Origin of the sequence: Microbacterium sp. SORGH_AS_0428, from assembly GCF_031453615.1 — a bacterium.
Classification (GTDB): Bacteria; Actinomycetota; Actinomycetes; order Actinomycetales; family Microbacteriaceae; genus Microbacterium.
On sequence record NZ_JAVIZT010000001.1, the window covers coordinates 550,754 to 569,100 of the forward strand.

The 18,347-nt window shown below is 69.3% G+C and carries 19 protein-coding genes, 2 tRNA genes and 1 pseudogene; 7 read left to right on the forward strand and 15 right to left on the reverse strand.

Going from position 1 to position 18,347, the window contains the following annotated elements; genetic code table 11:
* Window positions 1–11 precede the first annotated feature (11 nt).
* From QE374_RS02745 to QE374_RS02765, 5 genes are all read right to left on the reverse strand, one after another.
* A complete protein-coding gene (locus QE374_RS02745) occupies window positions 12–689 on the reverse strand; it encodes an ATP-dependent Clp protease proteolytic subunit (RefSeq protein WP_137416780.1) in 678 nt (225 codons plus the stop codon).
* 28 nt (window positions 690–717) lie between these two features.
* On the reverse strand, window positions 718–1,302 hold the full coding sequence (locus tag QE374_RS02750; RefSeq protein ID WP_137416779.1) for an ATP-dependent Clp protease proteolytic subunit: 585 nt from the start codon (window positions 1,300–1,302) through the stop codon (window positions 718–720).
* Window positions 1,303–1,335: 33 nt separating this feature from the next.
* Window positions 1,336–1,869: a tetratricopeptide repeat protein gene (locus QE374_RS02755; protein WP_309731974.1), complete on the reverse strand. Its 534-nt coding sequence runs from the start codon at window positions 1,867–1,869 to the stop codon at window positions 1,336–1,338.
* 65 nt (window positions 1,870–1,934) lie between these two features.
* A complete protein-coding gene (gene tig / locus QE374_RS02760; protein ID WP_309731976.1) occupies window positions 1,935–3,383 on the reverse strand; it encodes a trigger factor in 1,449 nt (482 codons plus the stop codon).
* Between the two features lie 67 nt (window positions 3,384–3,450).
* Window positions 3,451–3,524: transfer RNA gene (locus tag QE374_RS02765), tRNA-Pro, on the reverse strand.
* Window positions 3,525–3,647: 123 nt separating this feature from the next.
* Between QE374_RS02765 and QE374_RS02770 the strand changes: the two genes are divergently transcribed.
* The 3 genes from QE374_RS02770 to QE374_RS02780 all read left to right on the forward strand — a co-directional run bounded on the left by QE374_RS02770 (window position 3,648) and on the right by QE374_RS02780 (window position 6,157).
* Window positions 3,648–3,718, forward strand: a tRNA-Gly gene (locus QE374_RS02770).
* 310 nt (window positions 3,719–4,028) lie between these two features.
* Window positions 4,029–4,280, forward strand: coding sequence for a hypothetical protein (locus QE374_RS02775; RefSeq protein WP_309731978.1), 252 nt, complete (start codon window positions 4,029–4,031; stop codon window positions 4,278–4,280).
* Window positions 4,281–4,783: 503 nt separating this feature from the next.
* Window positions 4,784–6,157, forward strand: a complete 1,374-nt coding sequence (locus QE374_RS02780) for a DUF222 domain-containing protein (protein ID WP_309731979.1) — start codon at window positions 4,784–4,786, stop codon at window positions 6,155–6,157.
* 114 nt (window positions 6,158–6,271) lie between these two features.
* Here the strand turns inward: QE374_RS02780 and QE374_RS02785 are convergent, their stop codons facing one another.
* The 4 genes and pseudogenes from QE374_RS02785 to QE374_RS02800 form a co-directional block, all read right to left on the reverse strand.
* Complete coding sequence (locus tag QE374_RS02785; RefSeq protein WP_309736585.1) at window positions 6,272–8,458, reverse strand: transglutaminase domain-containing protein; 2,187 nt, start codon at window positions 8,456–8,458, stop codon at window positions 6,272–6,274.
* A 3-nt stretch (window positions 8,459–8,461) separates the two neighbouring features.
* A pseudogene (locus QE374_RS02790) lies at window positions 8,462–8,566 on the reverse strand (DUF2510 domain-containing protein); the annotation flags it as partial.
* A gap of 152 nt (window positions 8,567–8,718) precedes the next feature.
* Window positions 8,719–9,249, reverse strand: coding sequence for a gamma carbonic anhydrase family protein (locus QE374_RS02795; RefSeq protein ID WP_309731981.1), 531 nt, complete (start codon window positions 9,247–9,249; stop codon window positions 8,719–8,721).
* Window positions 9,250–9,258: 9 nt separating this feature from the next.
* Window positions 9,259–11,403 carry an acyltransferase family protein gene (locus tag QE374_RS02800; protein ID WP_309731983.1) on the reverse strand — a complete coding sequence of 715 codons (2,145 nt, stop codon included), beginning with the start codon at window positions 11,401–11,403 and terminating at the stop codon, window positions 9,259–9,261.
* 149 nt (window positions 11,404–11,552) lie between these two features.
* Between QE374_RS02800 and QE374_RS02805 the strand changes: the two genes are divergently transcribed.
* Complete coding sequence (locus QE374_RS02805) at window positions 11,553–12,038, forward strand: Dps family protein (protein ID WP_274287956.1); 486 nt, start codon at window positions 11,553–11,555, stop codon at window positions 12,036–12,038.
* A gap of 63 nt (window positions 12,039–12,101) precedes the next feature.
* Here the strand turns inward: QE374_RS02805 and QE374_RS02810 are convergent, their stop codons facing one another.
* The 4 genes from QE374_RS02810 to QE374_RS02825 form a co-directional block, all read right to left on the reverse strand.
* A complete protein-coding gene (locus QE374_RS02810; protein ID WP_309731986.1) occupies window positions 12,102–12,683 on the reverse strand; it encodes a flavin reductase family protein in 582 nt (193 codons plus the stop codon).
* A 61-nt stretch (window positions 12,684–12,744) separates the two neighbouring features.
* On the reverse strand, window positions 12,745–13,863 hold the full coding sequence (locus QE374_RS02815) for an NAD(P)-binding domain-containing protein (RefSeq protein WP_309731988.1): 1,119 nt from the start codon (window positions 13,861–13,863) through the stop codon (window positions 12,745–12,747).
* Window positions 13,864–13,902: 39 nt separating this feature from the next.
* Window positions 13,903–14,547, reverse strand: coding sequence for an SDR family oxidoreductase (locus QE374_RS02820; RefSeq protein WP_309731990.1), 645 nt, complete (start codon window positions 14,545–14,547; stop codon window positions 13,903–13,905).
* A 35-nt stretch (window positions 14,548–14,582) separates the two neighbouring features.
* Window positions 14,583–14,993 carry a YchJ family protein gene (locus QE374_RS02825; RefSeq protein WP_309731991.1) on the reverse strand — a complete coding sequence of 137 codons (411 nt, stop codon included), beginning with the start codon at window positions 14,991–14,993 and terminating at the stop codon, window positions 14,583–14,585.
* 88 nt (window positions 14,994–15,081) lie between these two features.
* Between QE374_RS02825 and QE374_RS02830 the strand changes: the two genes are divergently transcribed.
* From QE374_RS02830 to QE374_RS02840, 3 genes are read left to right on the forward strand one after another with little or no spacing between them, the layout of a single operon-like run.
* Entirely contained in the window at window positions 15,082–16,005 is a 924-nt protein-coding gene (locus tag QE374_RS02830) for a VOC family protein (protein WP_309731993.1), read from the forward strand.
* 29 nt (window positions 16,006–16,034) lie between these two features.
* Complete coding sequence (locus QE374_RS02835) at window positions 16,035–16,523, forward strand: hypothetical protein (protein WP_309731995.1); 489 nt, start codon at window positions 16,035–16,037, stop codon at window positions 16,521–16,523.
* Window positions 16,523–17,557 (forward strand): FUSC family protein, encoded by a 1,035-nt coding sequence (locus QE374_RS02840; protein WP_309731996.1) that lies wholly within the window; start codon window positions 16,523–16,525, stop codon window positions 17,555–17,557. The genes QE374_RS02835 and QE374_RS02840 overlap by 1 nt, the downstream gene beginning before the upstream one ends.
* Before the next feature lie 6 nt (window positions 17,558–17,563).
* On the opposite strand, the gene QE374_RS02845 is transcribed toward QE374_RS02840, so the two are convergent.
* Together QE374_RS02845 and QE374_RS02850 are read right to left on the reverse strand one after the other, a co-directional pair.
* Complete coding sequence (locus QE374_RS02845) at window positions 17,564–17,929, reverse strand: TraR/DksA C4-type zinc finger protein (RefSeq protein WP_309731998.1); 366 nt, start codon at window positions 17,927–17,929, stop codon at window positions 17,564–17,566.
* A 4-nt stretch (window positions 17,930–17,933) separates the two neighbouring features.
* On the reverse strand, window positions 17,934–18,341 hold the full coding sequence (locus tag QE374_RS02850; RefSeq protein WP_309732001.1) for a hypothetical protein: 408 nt from the start codon (window positions 18,339–18,341) through the stop codon (window positions 17,934–17,936).
* Between the last annotated feature and the right edge of the window lie 6 nt (window positions 18,342–18,347).

An 18,347-nucleotide genomic window follows, 5' to 3' on the forward strand; every position in this document is an offset into this window, starting at 1 on the left:
GTCGCACGATGTCAGCTCGTGAGAGCGGCGGGCGTGCGCTTGCGCGTGGTCAGCACCTGGTCGACGAGACCGTACTCGACGGCGGTCTCGGCGGAGAGGATCTTGTCGCGGTCGATGTCGCGGTTGACCTCCTCCTTGGTGCGGTGCGAGTGCTTCGCGAGGGTCTCCTCGAGCCAGGTGCGCATGCGGAGGATCTCCGCTGCCTGGATCTCGATGTCGGAGGCCTGGCCGTGACCCGCCTCGCCCATCGCCGGCTGGTGGATGAGGATGCGGGCGTTCGGAAGCGCCAGGCGCTTGCCGGGGGCGCCCGCAGCGAGCAGAACGGCCGCGGCCGAGGCGGCCTGACCGAGCACGACCGTCTGGATCTGCGGCGACACGTACTGCATCGTGTCGTAGATCGCCGTCATAGCCGTGAACGAGCCGCCGGGCGAGTTGATGTACATGATGATGTCGCGGTCGGGGTCCTGGGACTCCAGCACGAGCAGCTGTGCCATCACGTCATCCGCCGAGGCATCGTCGACCTGGACGCCCAGGAAGATGACGCGGTCCTCGAACAGCTTGTTGTACGGGTCCTGGCGCTTGTAACCGTAGGCCGTACGCTCCTCGAACTGAGGAAGCACGTAGCGGCTCGACGGCATCTGCAGTCCCTGCGGCGTGTGGGCCGCGGCGCCGAAAGTGGGAATGTTCATTCGGGTTCTCTCTTCTCGCCGTCGCTCGTCAGTTCGCCGTGCCGCCGCCGCCGACGACGTCGGTCGCGGACTCGCGGATGTGGTCGACGAAACCGTACTCGAGCGCCTCGTCGGCCGTGAACCAGCGGTCACGGTCGCCGTCCTCGTTGATCTGCTCGACGGACTTGCCCGTCTGCGCCGCGGTGATCTCCGCCAGGCGGTTCTTCATCGACACGATGAGCTGAGCCTGGGTCTGGATGTCGCTGGCGGTCCCGCCGAATCCGCCGTGCGGCTGGTGGAGCAGCACGCGGGCGTTCGGCGTGATGTAGCGCTTGCCCTTGGTGCCCGCGGTCAGCAGCAACTGGCCCATCGAGGCCGCCATGCCGATGCCGACGGTGACGATGTCGTTGGGCACGAACTGCATGGTGTCGTAGATGGCCATACCGGCCGTGATCGACCCACCGGGCGAGTTGATGTAGAGGTAGATGTCCTTCTGCGAGTCCTCGGCGGCGAGCAGCAGGATCTTCGCGCAGATCTCGTTGGCGTTCTCATCCCGCACCTCGGATCCGAGCCAGATGATGCGGTCCTTCAGCAGCCTGTCGAAGACGCTTGTCGCGACAAGGGGGTCGGCCATGTTCACTCCTGTTCGGTGATCGTGAGAACGAATCTACCGGCGCGGTTCGGACCCCTCGCCCGTGTTCGCCGTCGGCATACGCTCCGGCGCATGAACGAGTTCAGCGGCGTATCCGCGCACCGATCGCTGGTAGCGCGGGAGGTGCGGGGCCAGCGCCTCGAGCACGATGGCGAGGCCCTCCCGCTCCCGATGCGACGACGCCAGCGCGAGCGCGTAGAAGGCTGCTGCCGCTTCCCTCATCCCACCCGAACTGACCGTGCGATACTCCGCCTCGAGCAGCGCCAGGCTCTCGTCGAGCTTGCCGAGGTTGCGGATCGTGCTCGCGAGCTGAATGACGGCCCGGGTGCGCCGCTCGGGGTCGAGCCCCGCCTCGAGCGCCGCCCGGTACAGAGGCTCGGCCTTCTCCTCGCGACCCGCCGAGTCATAGGCTCCGGCCCGCTCGAACAGGGCGACGGCGTCTCCGCCATCCCGCTCGCTCGCAAGCCGTTCGATCGCGTCGATGCGCGCCTCGTCGCTGAGCGACTCGTCGTCCCATACGGCGTCGACACGTGTCTGCCAGTCGGTCATGATTCTTCTCCTCCGGGACGACGAAGGGCGGATGCTCCCGCATCCGCCCTTCGTGCTGGCGCGTCTTACTCGGCGCCGGCCTTCTTGGCCGGGGCCTTCTTCGCGGCGGGCTTCTTGGCCGCAGCCTTCTTCGTGGGCTTGGCCTGCTCGGCGGCAGCCTCGTCCTCGGCGTCGGCGGCAGCGTCGGCGATCTCCTCGGCCTCCTCGACGACGTCGGCCTCGGCGGCCGGCTCGTCCTCGACGGCGATGAAGCCGGTGAGGTCGACGGGCTTGCCGTCGGTGTCGACGACGCTCACGCGACCGAGCGCGATCGCGAGGGCCTTGTTGCGGGCGACCTCACCGATCAGAGCCGGCAGCTGGTTGCCCTGCTGCAGCGCGTTCACGAAGTCCTGGGGAGCCATGCCGTACTGGGCGGCCGACTGGATCAGGTACTGGGTCAGCTCATCCTGCGAGACCTGCACGTCGGCCTCTTCGGCGATCTTGTCGAGCAGAACCTGCGTGCGGAACTGCTTCTCGCTGGCCTCGGTGACCTCGGCGCGGTGCTCGTCGTCCTCGAGACGACCCTCACCCTCGAGGTGGGCGTGGACCTCGTCCTCGACCAGCTTCGGCGGCACGGGGATGTCGACCTTCTCGAGCAGCACCTCGACGAGCTTGTCGCGCGCCGCGGCACCCTGGGTGAAGTTGGACTGCTGGGCGACGCGCTCGGACAGGCTCGCGCGCAGCTCGTCGATCGTGTCGAACTCGCTCGCCATCTGGGCGAAGTCGTCGTCGGCGTCGGGCAGCTCGCGCTCCTTGACGGCCTTGACGCTCACGGAGACCTCGGCCTCTTCGCCGGCGTGGTCGCCACCGACCAGCTTCGAGCGGAACGTGGTGTCCTCACCGGCGGTGAGGGATTCGATGGCCTCGTCGATGCCCTCGAGCAGCTCGCCGGAGCCGACCTCGTAGGAGACGCCCTCGGCGCGGTCGATCTCGTTGCCGTCGATGGTGGCGACGAGATCGAGCTCGACGAAGTCGCCCTTCGCAGCGGGGCGCTCGACGGTCACGAGCGTGCCGAAACGGGCGCGGAGGTTGTCGAGCTCGGCGTCGATGGCCGCCTCGTCGGTGGCGACGGCGTCGACGGTGATCTCGAGGCCCTCGTAGGCGGGGAGGTCGAAGTCGGGACGCACGTCCACCTCGACGGTGACCTTCAGGTCGCCGGAGAAGTCACTGACCTCAGGGAGGGCGACGATGTCGGCCTCGGGGCGACCCACGACGCGCAGGCCCTGCTCGGCGACGGCCGCGCGGTAGAACCCGTCGAGGCCCTCGTTGACGGCGTGCTCGAGCACGGCGCCGCGTCCGATGCGCTGGTCGATGATCGGAGCCGGGACCTTGCCCTTGCGGAAGCCGGGGATCTGGACGTCCTGAGCGATGTGCTCGTACGCGTGAGCGATCGAGGGCTTGAGCTCCTCGGGCGAGACCGAGATCTCGAGCTTCACCCGGGTGGGGGTCAGCTTCTCGACGGTGCTAGTGACCATGCCTGTTGTTCTCCTCTGTTCCGCGCCAACGCACGGTGGCTGAAGGTCTGGGGTCTTGGGGGCCGTGTCGGGGCGACAGGATTTGAACCTGCGGCCTCCCGCTCCCAAAGCGGGCGCTCTACCAAGCTGAGCTACGCCCCGGGCGGGCGGGCACGCGAACGTGCACCGGATTCGGCCCCGAGAAGTCTAGCCGACGCTGCCCGCGCGTCGAATCGACGTTGAGAACTCAGCTATGCTTGCTGAGGTTGCGGCCGATGCCGCTCCGGGGATGTAGCTCAATGGTAGAGCCTCAGTCTTCCAAACTGATTACGCGGGTTCGATTCCCGTCATCCCCTCCGATAAGCGTGAAGGCCCGGCTCGTCCGGGCCTTCACGCTTATGTCGTGTGTGGCCGGGAATCGAAAGCAGGCGAAGCCTGCGTCTTCGATTGGGCCCACGCCGCCACGGGCTCCGCTCGCGGCGCATCTCATGAGCCCCTCTTGTGGATCAGCGCCGGGCCGTCCCGAGTACGGCCACGCGAGCGCGCCTCGCTGGCTGAGCCCTGAATCCTCGTACCAGGCGGGGCCCCAAACCGTAGCGCTCGGCAGAGACCACGAAGACTGAGCACTCGTCATGCTCATCTCCGGCAACCCGCCATACTGACCGCATGGGGTTCTCCGATCCGCACTACCCGCTTGGCCCGTACGGGCGCATCGGCTCCGTCGTGAACGTCGCGATGTCGGCGATCTTTGGTGCGGTGGCCATTGCAGTGGGGTTCGTCACCGGACAGGGCGGCGCGTTCGCGGCCGGCCTCGGCCTCTGGGCCATGTGCGTCTTCGCGTTCGTGCCGGTCATGCGCAGAGCGCTCAAGTACGAACGCGAGCGCCGACACGAATCGTCCCGTCCTTCTCCGGACTGACGTCGTCATACTGCCTCCTCCCTCGCAATAGCAGCCAGCACGGCCTCGAGCGGCTCTGCGGATCGGGCCGCTTCGTGGCTCGTCGGAGCACCTGGGACTCGCGGTCAGCCGAGGCTCCGCTCGCGGCGCATCCGGCGGGGGTGTGGAGAGTGCCGCGTCCACATCCGGCACCCTGCACGATCGGCCTTGCTCTGTCACCGGATGTGCGCGCGGACGCGCGAGAGTTCGGGATCCACTCCCGCGCGGCGCCGCAATGTCATCGAAGTGGCGACAGCGCGACCCCCGGCACGGCCAGTCCCGGCACGGACACTGCAGCGATCGGTCCCGCACTCGTGTCCCCGACAGTCGCAGAGCTGATCCGCGTGCCCCGCACGCCCCGGCGATGTCCGAGGTCGGTGCCACACTGAATCAGGTCGAAATCACCTGGTTCCGACCTGATTCACCCGCCGAGTGCCCCGGCGAAACAGGTCGCGCGAGAGCGCGCCTCGACGAGATGTGGGCACATGCGAGACGACGGAATGATCGGCTTCAGCGACGCGGATGCGGCGGCGCTGGCCGAGGCCGTCGACATGGTGCGCAAGGCCGACGCCGACATCGCTGCGGCGCAGGCTCGCCGGATGACGGCGCTGGCAGACGCCGAGCACCTGGCACGGCGTCTGGCCTCCCACTCGCGCGCGAACGTCCGCGTGCACGACATGGCCCAGCGCGCCGTCGCGTCCGAGATCGGCGCGGCGAACCGCCTCGCCGACAGAACGGTACAGCGGCAGATGAGCGCGGCGGCCGAGCTCGTCGACGACTACCCACAGACGCATGCGGCACTCGCAGCGGGCCGCATCCAACTGAGCCACGCACGCGTGATCGTCGACGCCGGAGCGATCCTCCCCCGCGATCGGCGCGCGCCCTTCGAGCGCGGCGCTCTCGCCATCTGCGAGACCGAGAGCGTCGGACGCGCTCGCGCACGGGTCGAGATCCTCGCCGAGCGGCAGCATCCGAGAACGCTCACCGAGTGCCACGCCACCGCCCGCGAAGGCCGGCGCGTCGTCATCACGCCGCTCCCCCACGGCATGAGCGAGATCATCTCCATCCAACCGGCCGTCATCGCCGACGCGATCCACGACCGCCTCACGCGACAGGCGCGGACCCTGATCGATCTCCGCAAGCAGGCCGCTGACCGCGCGAACGCAGCCCGTCGCGCCGGAGGCGAGCCGGATGCTGGCGACCTCCTGCTCGCGGGCGACACGCGCACCACCGACCAGATCCGCGCCGACCTCCTCGCCGACATGCTGCTCACGACACAGCCCGGTGCCGATCCGACACGCGACGACGACGGCCCGGGCACCCTCGGGGCGATTCGCGCCCACGTGCAGGTCGTGGTTCCCGTCGATGCCCTCACCGGCGGTGACGCCGAAGTGAGTGAGCTTGTCGGCAGCGGCCCGCTCGATACCCAGACCGCCCGGGCCCTCGCCGGCGGCTCCTGCACGGGCTGGGACCGCATCCTCACCGCCCCCGTTTCAGGCCAGGTCGTCGCGGTCGACAGGCGCACCGTCCCGCCTGCGCTACGTCGCACCGTCCACGCACGCGATCGGCGCTGCCGATTCCCCGGATGCCGCGTGCCCGCCATCCGATGCGAAATCGACCACGTCCGCGACTGGGCACGCGGCGGGCCGACCCACCTCGACAACCTGCAATGTCTCTGCCAGCGACATCACTCGATGAAGCAGTTCACGGCATGGCGCGTCCGGCAGTTACCCGGAGGCGTCATCGAATGGACCTCGCCGCTGGGCAGCATCTACATCGACGATCCGCCGCCACCCGTGCAGTTCATCGAATCCCCGGGTGACCCCGGGAACGACGGGTCCGATCGGCCACCCTTCTAGCGCGCCGCGCCTCGAACATCATCACCGCACGCGATCACAATCCTCGCGCTCGAGCGACGACCGTCGTTCAGAACCAGACGCTGCCCGTCACGAGCTCGTCCGGAGGCCTCCTGGTCACTGCGGCGTGGTCGCGTACGAGCTGATGAACGAATCCACCATCCAGTTCGCCTCCTCGGAGCGCGCCGCGCTGCCCTGGAAGCCGGAGTCGGGGATGAGGAGGAAACGGTTGGCGTCCGGCGAGTCGTTCCACGTGGAGTCGACGGCCAGCCACGCCCCATCGATGTTCACCTTGTTCCAGGCGTGCCGACCGGCGGAGTACACGGTGCCGGTGACGACGACGGAGTCCACATCCGCCGCCTGCATGAGCAGGTGATACGCGTCGGCATAGCTCGCGCACACACCCGTCTGCTTGAGCAGCACACCCGCCGCCGTCCACGCATCCTCATACCCGTCGGGGATGACCTCGACCCCCGTCGCGTTCTTCGCCTCGAGCGCCGCGTAGTCGTACTCGGCGTGAGCCGTCAGCCAGTCGTTGAGCGCGACTGCTTTGTCCCGAGCGGACATCTCCGGCGTCGTGACCGCGGCGACGGCCGCGTCCACCGCGGTCTTGATCTCGGCCTGCTGCGCCTCGATCGTGGAGTGGTCCTCGTCGTAGGTGACGTACAACGTCTTGTTGTCGTAGACGGCTGCCCCCTTCACACCGAGCGCATAGGGGTTCTGAGCGAGGGCCTCGTCCAGCGCGTCGTCAGCCTGAGGGGCTCCCGGCGCGGAGGTCAATGCGGAGATGTCCACTGCCTTCGACCCGGCGATCAGGTGCGCGGCGATGAAGCGCGTCAATTCCGTGCTGCCGAACACCGGATACGCCACATCGGGGTAGGTGTCGACCGTCTCGATGTTGGGATCGACCGGTGCCGAGACCAGCTGGAAGCCCGCCGCTCCCGTCGGCGGCGCTGCGGCAAGCGCCGCAGCGTTGAAGGCATCAGCCTCCGCCTGCAGGTCTGTCACCGCCGCCTGCGGCACATACGTCCACGTGCCCAATTGCGTCCCCCGCGCGAACATCGGCACCATGTACCACTCGCGGTAGGGGCGGGCCTTGGACGCGTCCACGTACGTGATAGCGGCGCGCGTCGCACCGTCCAGCGACGTGAACGGGATGGTCTTCGGAAGAGCCGCGACGCTCGGCACCGACGTGCCGATCTCGCCCCGCAGCGTGGCGGTCGCGATCTGGTAGGGCAGCGCGCCGACGCCTTGACCGATCGTGTCGAAGCTCTGGTACGGCGAGAAGCGCTTGCCGTCGGTGGCGATGACGCCGAAGTCCCAGCCCGACGTGCCGTAGTTCGGTCCGGGCAGGTATCCGGCGCCGTCTTCGTCAGCGCTCGATCCCTCGTACGCCTTCAGTGCATCGTTCTGACGCTCGGGCCAGGGCTCGTTCTGGAGGCCGCTCTCCGTCACAACCGACTCGCTGGTCCACGTCGTGTCGGATGTCGACCCGAGCAGCGTGTAGCTGCGCGGTCCGGTCACCTGGGCCTTGGAGGCGACGACCAGGTACTCGGTCGCGCCGTCGACGGCCTGCCAATTGAGGGCGAGGCTACCGTCGCCCGTCGGCGTGCCGAGGCTCGCGACCGGGGTCGCCAGTTCGCGCTTGACCGTGAACATCGTCACGATCGGCTTCGCGAGCGGGTTGCCCTCCCTGTCGGCGCGCTGAACGAGGTAGTACTCGTCGTGCAGAGACCACTCCGAGATCGCCGAGTCGGAGATGTCCCGCTGGCCGTCCCCTGAACGCGCGTAGGTCGAATCATTGGGAACGACGCGGATGCGGCGATCGTCGGACGGGTAGGACGTCGAGCTCGCCGGCTGAACCACCGTCGCGCCTGCCTCATGCGTCAGCGCGGCGTCGTAGTACACCTGGAAAGCCCAGTCGGGCGCCGCCCGGCCCTCCTCTCCCGACTGCTCGGTCTTCGGGCTGTTCGCCGCGTTGACGTCCTCGAGGAGGTAGTCCACGTCGAAGTGGAACTCGTGATCACGATCGAGATCCAGCATCGGGTCGGTGTAGTCATACTGCTCCGAGAGGTCGGTGTGCAGCGCCGCGGGCACGCCGTCGATCGGGCGCAGGAAGGTGAACATCCCGACCACGAGCGTGACCACCGCGACGAGCGCCACGCCGCCGGTCACGCTGAGCCCGATGATGAGGCCCTTGCGGCGCTTTCGCGGCGGACGCGCGGCCGGCGCGGATGCGGGCGCGGCGTGCACCGGGGCGGATGCGGGCGCGGCCGGCTCAGGCGCGGCGGTCGCAGGCTGCATCGAGACGTCAGGACTAACGTGCGACGTCCAGGACGTTCCGTCCCAGTAACGTCGCCCACCGCCGCCCGCGGGATCGGGGTACCAACCGGCCGGTGTCGATTCTGCCATGACGCCCTGATTCTCGAGATGCTGCGGGGACCTCGCACACGCTAACCGAGCAGAGGAAACTCCGTCGGAACCCTTGCGCGCACCAGGGGGTTCCACGCTAAAGGAGTCACCGCCCGCCACCCCGCCGCCACGGCGCGGCTGTGGACAGCTCGTCAGTCGGCCGAGGCGTGACGCTCGCTGTGCGCCAGGTAGGCCGCAGCGTTGCGCACCAGACCCGCGCGCTCCTCATCCGTCAGCGCGCGCCGCACCTTTCCGGGCACGCCCGCCACGAGGGAGCCGTCGGGGATCTCCGCGCCCTCGAGCACGACCGCTCCCCCGGCGATGAGACAGCCGGCGCCGATGCGCGCACCGTTGAGGACGACCGCGCCCATGCCGATCAGACTCCCGTCGCCGATCGTGCAGCCGTGCACGACCGCGTTGTGCCCGATCGACACGTCTTCGCCGACGACGACCGGATGCCCGCCGTCGACGTGCACGCTCACCGAATCCTGCACGTTGCTGCGAGCTCCGACCGTGATGGTGTCGCCGTCGGCGCGCAACACGGCGTTGTACCAGACGCTCGCGTTCTCCCCCAGGCGCACCCCGCCGATCAGGCGGGCACCGGCGGCCACGAATGCGGTTGCCGGCACCTCGGGCGCGGTGTCTCCGAGGGTGATCACGGATGCGGATTCCGAGACGGTCATGCCCCGACCCTAACCGGCGGCGCGTTCCAGTGCGGAGCGGATCGCCTCGGTGTACTGCGGCATGAGCGAGTCGACGAAGGTCACCGTGAGGTGGTCCTGATCCCGGTAGACGTCCGCACCGCCCACGACGGGGAAGCAGGTCGAATCGTCGCAGTACACGTCCGTGAAGTCGAGCAGCGTGACGCCCGGCGTCCCCTCCGCAGCCTCGCGCAGCGGATCCTTGGCGACGAGTACATCCGAGCGGGCGCCGTCGCACGCAGCCGCGTCGCGGGTTCGGAGGCACTTGTTGGGATCGGTCTCCCAGACCGGGTTGTCGACGACGGTGATCACGGGCACACCCGCATCCGTCAGCTTCGACCACGCCGAACGATAGCCCGCCACGGCCGCGTCATAGGACGAGTCGTGTCCGGACGAGGAGTACGGCGTCGTCGCGAGGGCGGAGGTGAAGACCACGTCCGGTTTCGCGTCCACGAGCGCCTGGTCGACCGCGGTGCGCCACTCGGAGCAGGCCGCGCCGAACGCACCCGGCGTCGACAACGGGGTGTCGTTCCACGGACACGCGCCCTTGAAGAAGGTCACCAGGCGCCACCCGTTCTCGTCCGCCATCCGCTGGAACGTCGACAGCAACTGGAACGCGTGGCTGTCGCCGATCAGCGCCACCGTGGGCGCATCCGCCGCATCGGAACCGAAGGTGCAGCTCACGGGCCGCGCATCGTTCAGCTGAACGAAGCACTGCTCGTCGGCGGGCTTGTCGACCCCGGCGAATCCCGGCGCCGGGAGGACGGTGTCGGATGTAGGCGCGCCCTGGCATTCCGGGTCGAGGACGGACTGCGCACCGAAGCAGGACGGCGGGTCGCTGCGCAGCTGTTCGAGCTGCGCCACGCCGTCTCGGTACGCGGGGGCATTCAGCGCCCAGGCCCCGCCCGCGGTGCCGGCCACCAGCACCATCGCGGCGAGTGATGCCCAGAGCGTCACGCGAGGGCGCCGGGAGGTGAGCACACGCCAGGAGCGCGCCGGATCCTCGACGAACTTCTTGGTGAGCCACGCGAGCACGAAGCAGATGGCCAGCAAGGCGACGCGGTGGTAGATGCTCAATCCCCAGAAGGGCACGGAGGGCGCGATGATGATCAACGGCCAGTGCCAGAGATAGAGCGAGTACGAGATGTCACCGGTGAAGCGCATCGGCGCGACCGACAGGATGCGGGTCGGATACCACCATCGGGCGGAGTTGGAGGCTGCGATCACGGCGGCGGCGCCGAGCGCCGGAAGCAGGGCCGCGTAGCCGGGGAACGGCGTCGCGGAGTCGAAGCGGAAGGCCGTGTAGACGAGGGCGATGATGCCGGCCCAGCCGAGCACGAAGCTCGCGGCCGCGTGACGCACACGCAGCGCCGGCACCAGCGCGATCATGGCACCGAGTCCGAACTCCCACATCCGCGTGAAGGTGACGAAGTACGCAGGCGCCGGGTCGTTGAGGGTGAAGACGATGCAGAACACGAGCGACGCGGCGCTCACCGCACCCAGTGCGATCAGGACGGCGCGGCGGCGACGGCCGGCGAAGAATCGCACACCGATCCATGCCGCAAGAAGCATGATCAGCGGCCAGAGCACATAGAACTGCTCCTCGAGCGAGAGCGACCAGTAGTGCTGCACCATCGCCGCTTCCCCGGAGTTGCCGAGGTAGTCGACGGAGGCGACGGCGAGGTACCAGTTCTCGACGTAGAAGGTCGACGCGATGATCTCGCTGACCTCCCGTTGCAGACCCGAGATGGGCATGAGGTACGGGGATGCGGCGACGATCGCGCAGAAGAGCAGAACCAGAAGCGAGGCCGGCAGCAGGCGCCGCGCGCGACGGGCCCAGAACTGCGCCAGGCGCACGGTTCCGGTCGCCGTCAGCTCGCGCATCAGATGCCCCGTGATCAGGAAGCCCGAGATCACGAAGAAGACATCGACACCGACATAGCCCCCGGGGATCCGCCCCGGCCAGAAGTGGTAGAGCACGACCAGCAGCACGGCGATCGCGCGCAGGCCCTGCACGTGCGGGATGAAGCGCGAGGGTTCCGCGTGCTCGGGCGACGCACCGGTCGGCTGACGACGGCGCGGGCGCGCCGGCTCGTCCAGATTCTGCGGAGTCCGGGCGGGGTCTGAGGCTGACACCCTCCGACGTTAGCCGCAGGTCCCCCGGAATCGCGTCTGCGGCACGATCTGCGATCGTGTGAGCCCAGCCTCATCTTGCTTGCGGAATTTCTCCGGCTGGTTAGCGTTTGATTCAGCAGATGCGACTGCCCGAAACGGAAGGCTTTGTCATGACGAAGAACCAGACCATCCCCGCCAGCGCTGCCGACCCGACCGTCGCCGCCGGAGCCGCGCAGTTCCTCACCCCCGTCACGCTGGGCCTGCAGGCCCTTGCCGTCACCGGCAAGCAGGCGCACTGGAACGTGCGCGGCGCGAACTTCATCGCCATCCACGAGCTCCTCGACTCCGTCGTGGAGCACGCACAGGGCTGGGCCGACGAGACCGCCGAGCGCATCGTCGCCCTGGGTCTGCCGGTGGACGCCCGCCTGTCGACGATCGCGGCGAAGGTCGCCCCGTCGTCCGTGCCCGCCGGCTTCACGCAGTGGGACGACATGATCCGCCACATCGTCGCCGACATCGACACGATCATCGTCGATGTCCAGACGGCGATCGACGGCCTCGATGAGATCGACCTCACGAGCCAGGACATCGTCATCGGCATCCGTGCCGGCCTCGAGAAGGACCGCTGGTTCCTCTCGGCCCACCTCGCCGAGTAACCGGAACGCACACCGAAAGACCCCCGTCCTCCGAGGAGGCGGGGGTCTTTCGGTGTGGAAGGGTCAGTCGATGCGCGAGTGGTCGCCGAGACGGTGCCACGAACGGTTGTGGTAAACCAGCGCGTCGCCGTGCTCACCGGGCTGCACGTCGCGGTTGATACCCGACTGCAGGGCGTGAGCGGCGATGACCGTGGATCCTCCCGCGTTCATGCGCTCGATGATGGCGCAGCGCACCCAGGCCCGGACGCCGTTGTACAGAGGCTCCCCGGTGACCAGGCGGCTCCAGCTCTCGGGGTCCGCGAAGCGGTCGATGCCGCTCGTCGACGCGAGCTTAGCGACACCGAGGTCGTCGCTGTCGAGGAGATGGACGACGACCGTGTCGGCCGCGAGGATCGCGGGGGTCGCCGACGACAGGGCGGAGACCGAGAAGATCAGCAGCGGCGGCTCAGCGCTCACCGACGAAACCGAGGTGGCGGTCAGCGCGACCGGGCCGTCCGGCCCCTCGGCCGTGATGACCGCGACGCCGCCCGGGTGGCCGCGGAACAGTGCCTTGAACTCGTCCGGCGACAGCGAGGCGCCGGCGAAACGGTCGCGCTCGGCGCCGTGCTCGTCGAGCGGGTTCGACAGGGGTGCGGGAGTGGTCATACGTCGACGCTACGACTTTCATGTTTCGGGCAGGGCACAGGCCGACACACAGCGCAACGCATCATCCGGCGATCGCCACCTCGGGCGTCTGGAGCACGCCGTCCGCCACGAGCTGACGCACGGCGGATCGGCCGGCCCGGTTGGCGCCGACCGTCGACTGCGAGGGTCCGTAGCCGATGAGGAACAGCCGCGGCTCGTCCAGGGCGCGTGAGTCTTCGACCCGGATGCCGCCGGCCGGCGTCCGCAGCCGGAGCGGCGCGAGGTGGTCCAGGGCGGGGCGGAAGCCCGTCGCCCAGAGGATCACGTCGGCACGCTCGAAGGTGCCGTCCGGCATCCGTACGCCATCGGGTTCGATCGCGCGGAACATCGGATGCCGCACGAGCACACCTCGTCGATCTGCTTCGCGTGCCCACGGCGTCCAGTGCATCCCCGTGACCGAGATGACGCTGCCGGAGGGCAGCCCCTGACGCACTCGCTGCTCGACGCCCGCGATCGCGGCGACACGCGCCGGGATGTCGAACGCGTCGTCGCGCCACTCCGGCTCGCGCCGGGTGACCCAGAACGTGTCCGTCACCCGCGAGATCTCCTCGAGAAGCTGCACACCCGACACGCCTGCTCCGACGATCACCACGCGCTTGCCGGCGAACTCCTCGGCGGAGACGTAATCGTGCACGTGTAGCTGCACACCGCGGAAACTCTCGCGCCCGGGCACAGCCGGCCAGTGCGGTCTCGTCCACGTGCCGGTCGCGTTGATCACGTATCGCGCCGCGAACGTGCCCGCATCCGTCTCGACCCGCAACCGGTCACCGTCACGCGAGACCGCGCGCACCCGCACGGGGCGGCGCACCCGCAGATCGAAACGCTCCTCGTAGGCGGCGAAGTACGGCGGAAGGACGTCGCGGCTCGACGCGGCGGGATCCGCCGGCGGAACGGGAAAACCGGGAAGCTCATGGATGCCGTTGACCGTCGCCATGCGCAGCGACTCCCATCGGTGCTGCCACGCTCCGCCCGGTGCCGATTCTGCGTCGAGCACCACGAACGTCCCCGCATCGGACGCCTGCGCTTCGAGCGGACGGAATCCACGGCGATGCAGGTGATAGGCGGCGGAGAGCCCCGCCTGACCGGCTCCGATCACGACGACATCCACGGGCACGCCGACGGCGGCATCGGATGTGGTCATGTCGCATTCAACGCCCGCGAGACTCGGCGCATTCCGCCCTCAGGCCGACAGCGCCTCAGCGATCGGCGTCTGGCCCGCTCCGAAGCGGATCGTGCGACGCACCGTCGTGGCATCGGCGAGGGTCTCGGCGATCACCGCGGCCACGTCGGCCCTGGCGATCTCTCCCCGCCCCGTCGGGTCGGTGGTGATGCGGCCGGTCGCGTCGTCAGAGGTCAAGGTCCCGGGGCCGAGCACTGTCCACTCGAGCGAGCTGCGCCGCAGGTGCTCGTCGGCCGCCAGCTTCGCGTCGGCGTACGGGAAGAAGGAATCGGAGGGATCGATGCCGTGATCCGGCGAGGAGCCGATCCACGAGACCATCACGAAGCGCGAGACGGAGGCCGTCTCGGCTGCGTCCATCGCTCGGATGGCGGCGTCCCGATCGACGGCGTAGGTGCGTGCCGCGTCACCTCCGCCGGCTCCCGCCGACCATACGACGGCGTCATGACCCGCGACGGCGTCGGACAGTGTCTTCGTGTCCGCGGCGGCGACGTCCAGAACCAGCGCGGTCGCCCCTGCTGCGTGGACGTCGTCGACGTGATCAGGGTTGCGAACGACGGAGGTGACCTCGTCTCCTCGCTCCGCGAGCAGGCGTGCCAGCAGGAGAGCGATCTTGCCGTGTCCACCGATGATGAGGATGCGAGACATGGTCCGTCCTTTCGCGTCGTGAGCGTGCAACCAGCCTACGTACCGCGCCCGGAGGGAGGGCCGGGCGGGTCGAGGATGCCGTCGAGGTACCACCATCTGGCGCTCTGCTTCACGAACCGGCTGCGCTCGTGCAGCACACCCGATGACGAGCCCTCACGCCACGCGGCACGGAACTCCACGGTGCCCTTTCGATCGTCCGGCGACCCTCCGACCGTGTCCAGGATCGTCAGGCCGCGCCAGCGCACGTCATGGTCGATGGTCAGCTCCGTCGGTCGCGTGCCGGGATGCCAGGTCTCGAAGAGGTACTCCGCGTCCTCTCGCACGAACGCCGTGTAGCGCGAACGCATGAGCGCCTCGGCGGTCAGCGGGGGTGTGCCCGCCAGGGCGGGGCCGCAGCATTCGCCGAAGGAGCGCACGCTCCCGCACGGGCACGGCTGGTTGTCCATCCGACGATCCTCACCCGCGGGCCGATCCGACGCAATATTCGCCGAGGAGTCGGCGTTACAGCCGGTGAGACCCCGAGGAACGAGCACCATGAACCGCACCCAGATCCCTGCCACCGGCGAGCTTCTCCCCGACGAGACCGCCATGGACGCGGTGACCCTCCGCGTCGGCGACCTCGAGAAGATGACGGGGTTCTACGGGTCCGCGATCGCGCTGGAGCCCATCGAGGAACGCGCGCGCGGACGCGAGGTCCATCGCGTCCTCGGGCGCGGTGGAGTCTCGATGGTGCGCCTGGTGCACACGCCGGATCTCCCCCTCGCCGCGCCCGGCTCCGCCGGTCTCTTCCACACCGCCTTCCTGTTCGACGACGCTGCCACTCTCGCCGCCACCGTCTACCGGACGGTGCAGGACGCTCGCGCCCGGTTCACGGGGTCGAGCGATCATCTCGTCAGCGAGGCGTTCTACTTCACGGATCCCGAGGGCAACGGAATCGAGTTGTACACCGACCGATCGCGCGATCTCTGGCGCCACGTCGACGGGGAGGTGCAGATGGACACGGTGTTCCTGGACCCGAACGATTACCTCCGCACCCACCTCACACAAGACGCCTTCGATCGGGTGTCCGCCGAGCCCGGCCGGGTCGGACACGTCCATCTCCAAGTGGGCGACATCGCGCCGGCGCGGCGCTTCTACGTCGACGCTCTCGGCTTCGCCCCCTCGTTCACCGCGATCCCGACGGCGCTGTTCGCATCGGCCGGGGGGTATCACCACCACGTCGCCATGAACACCTGGAACAGCGCGGGCGCGGGGCCCCGGGCAGCGAGTCTCGGCCTCGGCGAAGTGGCACTGGCGGTGCCCGATCGCGCGGCGCTGGACGCACTGGCCGACCGGCTGCGCCGCTCGGGCATCCCCTTCGACGACGACGGCCTCACGGTGACGGCCAGCGACCCGTGGGGCACGCGGGTCACCGTCACGGTCGGCGGCACCAGCACGGACGAGCTGCTGACGCGATGAAGCGGCGCGGCGCCCCGTACCCTGAACGGGTGGCCTCCGACACCGAAACTCTCCGCTTCACCACACCGCGCGGTCGCCTGCTCGTGCTCGCCGCCCTGTGCGCCGTCATCACCGCCATGGGCGCGGTCATCATCGCCCTCAACATCGACAACACGCCCAGCCTTCTGCTCGGCGTCGCGGTCGTGGGCATCTTCGGCCTGGGCGGCGGATTCTCACTGATCGGTCAGTTCCGCAACGGGACCGTGCTGCGCGCGGACGCCGACGGCATTCGCGTCGCACGCATGGGCGCCGCGCCCTGGAGCGACGTCGATCGGGTCGCCACCACGGCCAAGGGCGAGCTGGGCATCCGGATGCGTCGCACCGAGGCCCTCCTCTCCGGCGCGCACAACAGCCACACACGCGAGAGCCTGCGGGCGCAGCGGGAGCGCAGCGGCGGCTACGACCTGACCTTCACCGCGCACGATCTCGGGTGTCCTCCGGCAGACGCCGCCCGGGCGTTGCGCGCGCTCCAGCCCTGATGGCACGCCTGTCGCTGCCGGTCACGGTGCGCGCGACGCAGCGCGCACCGCTCCTGCTCGTCCTCAAGTCCGCCGTCGCGACCGTGGGGGCGTGGCTCCTCTCGCAGTGGCTCATCCCCGGCCCGCCGCCGGTGTTCGCGGCGATCGCCGCTGTCCTCGTGGTCCAACCGAGCCTGAACCAGTCGTTCACGCGCGCGATCGAGCGATCCGTCGGCGTCATCGCCGGAGTCCTGCTCGCCTCCGCACTCGGGCTCGCCTTCGGCAACGGCACGTGGGTCGTCCTGCTGGCCGCGTGCGCGGGACTCCTGGTCGCCTGGGCGCTGCGGCTGTCCCCCACCGCGTCCACGCAGATCGCGATCAGCGCGATCCTCGTGCTCTCGCTGGGCCCGGCGACTCCCGATTACGCGCTCGATCGCATCCTGGAGACCCTGCTGGGCGCGGCCATCGGCTTCGTCGTCAACATCGCGATCGTTCCGCCGGTCGCGATCGCACCCGCCCGTGAGGCGACCGATCGGTTGTCGGCAGAGCTCGCCGCATCCTTGGACCGCCTGGCCGACGCTCTCGAGACACAACGCTCCCCGGGCGAGCTGGAGGCGTTGATGGTCGAGGCGCGGCTCCTGCGACCCATGCGGGATGCGGCGGAGCGCGCCATCGGCGGCGGAGCGGAGTCGCTCGCGCTCAACCCCCGCAGCCGGCGCCACCGCACCGAGCTGGCGGAGCTTCGCGACCGTCTGGCCCTGTACACGCCGATCGTCACGCAGGTCACGGGCATGACGCGGGCGGTGTACGACCATTACGCGCCCGAGATCGTCACGGATCCGCAGGTGCGAGCCCTCGCGGAGCAGATGCGCCGCGCCGCGCACGACGTGGAGCGTACGCGCGCGTCGGCGGCCGCACCGGTCGACGAGCCGCCCGCGCTGACCACACCGCTGCAGATCCCGCGGCCGCCCTCTGCGCACTGGGTGCTCATCGGCTCGCTCCTGGAGGATCTGCACCGCATCCATCACAGCCTCGTGGAGCGCGAAGACGCCTAGGCACGCTCAGCGGGCGCGCTCGGCGCACGGCACGCACAGCGTCGCGGTCGGACGCACGAGGAGGCGCCCCACCGGGATGTCCCGACCGCATGACGCGCACACGCCGAACGCGCCCTGCTCCAGTCGCCGCAGCGCGTCGTCGATCTCACCGATCTCAGCGCCCGCCGCACGACGCAGCCCCTCCAGCCGCGACCACTCGTCGCTGAGAGTGGCGCCCTCGGGGTCGTGCTCGTCATCGGCTCCGGCCGGATCGTTGCGCGCCTCCTGCACGCCGCGGATGGCCTCGCCGCGCGCCGTCAGGCGCGCCGACGCGTCGCGGCGCGCCGATGTCAGCAGTTCCGCGAAGACGGCGGGATCGATCTCTTCGTTCACAGCCTCATCGTGCCGTGACGACCACCGTGAACTCGAGGGGCTGGATTCCGCCGTCCTTGTTCGTCATCGTGACACTCGTCGTGCCCGCCGCCAGGGCCCGGACGCCGGGGTTGAAAGTGGCGCTGCCGTCGTCCTTGCCCGCGACGAACTCGGCGACGTCTCCGTCGGCGACCGCGCCGGTGTAGCTGTCGACCGCGAGGTCGCCGGTGTCGATGTTGAGCGTCTGCCCCACCACCAGATCGACGCTCTCCCCCTGGAGCTCGCCCGCCGACATGGTCACGGGTGCGACGATGTCGCCGCCGATCGGTGTCGGATCCCCGGTCGGCGACGACGACGCTGCGGCGGCGCATCCCGCCATCAGAAGGGACGCGGTGACGACGGCTGCACCGGCCACGAGTCTGCTGAACTTCATGTGGTC